1 protein-coding gene is annotated in these 1,387 nt (G+C 73.1%); it reads left to right on the forward strand.

The annotated features are described in order from the left end of the window. The first annotated feature begins 234 nt into the window (after positions 1-234). Positions 235-1,047, forward strand: coding sequence for a class I SAM-dependent methyltransferase (locus tag ACWGKU_RS34880; RefSeq protein WP_401051732.1), 813 nt, complete (start codon positions 235-237; stop codon positions 1,045-1,047). The last annotated feature ends 340 nt before the right edge of the window (positions 1,048-1,387 follow it).

The raw sequence follows: 1,387 nt of genomic DNA on the forward strand, positions 1-1,387 counted from the left end.
CACCTTGGGGCTCACCCGGTGTTCGTTCCGCGTTATGGCCGCCGGGGCCCCCCCCCCCGGGCCCCCGCCCCGGGGGGGGTGGTGGCCCCCCCCCCCCCCGGTACCACCCCCACGCCCCCACTGTCCCCGGGGCCCTCACCCATCACGTACCGTGTTCGGACCACCACAGGTTTGGGTACGTACCTCGGCGCGCCCGACGGCCGGGCGCCCACCGAGCAGGAGACCCAGCGGCCCATGGATCACAACCGCATCCCCCCGACCGTGCGCAAGACCTACGGCACCGATGATCTGGCCAAAGTCGCCAGTTTCGCCGGAGGCTTCATCAATTTCGGTTACTGGCAAGGGATCGACCTCGCCGCCCCGACCACCGAGGACCGGGTACGCAGCCAGGAGCAGCTCTACCGGCGGGCGTTGCGGGAGTTCCCCGAGCCGCGCGAACGGCTGCGGCTGGCGGAGGTGGGCTGCGGGCGCGGGCTGGGCTCGGCGCTGGCACTGCGGGAGTTCCGCTTCGCGGGGGTGACGGGGGTGGACATCCACCCGGACCAGATCGAGCGGGCTCGTGCCGTCAACGCGAGAGCCCTGGCGACGTACCCCGATCGGCTGGCGTACACCCTAGGATCGGCGGACGAACTCCCCTTCTCCGACGGCTATCTGGACGGCGTCTTCTCCGTCGAGGCGGCCCAGCACTTCCGTGAGCTGACCGGCTTCGCCCGTGAGTCGGCCCGCGTGCTGCGCCCCGGCGGCCGGCTCGTCGTGACCACCTTCTTCACCGCCCCGGGCGCCGACATCGCCGAGCGCCTCAAGATCCTCCTCGCCAGCTTCGCCGACGGCCTCGACGTCGCCCACCCCCTCGACGACTTCACCGCCGCCCTCACCCGCTTCGGCTTCACCGACATCACCACGGAGTCCATCGGCGCCGAGGTCTGGCCCGGCTTCGACCGCTACCTCGTCGACGTCGTCCCCACCGCCCACTGGTCCCGCAACTTCCTCACCGCCTGGCGCGACGGCCTCGTCGACTACCACGTCGTCACCGCCATCCGCATCTGATCCGCCGGATCCCGCCGCGCAGCGTCCGGAGCATCGGCGGAATCGTCGGCGGCCTCGGGATGGCCGCCGCCGGCCTGCTGGGCGACCGTCCGGGTCCGGTGCCGCTGCTCAACGCGCAGGCCCTGCACTACCGCGCGGCGGCCTGATCACCCTGACGGTCCGCGGCCGGCGCAACCTCCCGGAACGGCCCGCGCCGGCCCGCGCCGCCGGGGCACCGCCGGAAACCGTCCGCCCCCGGACGACCGGATGAGTCCGTACCCGGCTCCGACCGCTACCTCGTCGACGTCGTCCCCACCGCCCACTGGTCCCGCAACTTCCTCACCGCCTGGCGCGACGGCCT

It is taken from the genome of Kitasatospora sp. NPDC054768, from assembly GCF_053612025.1.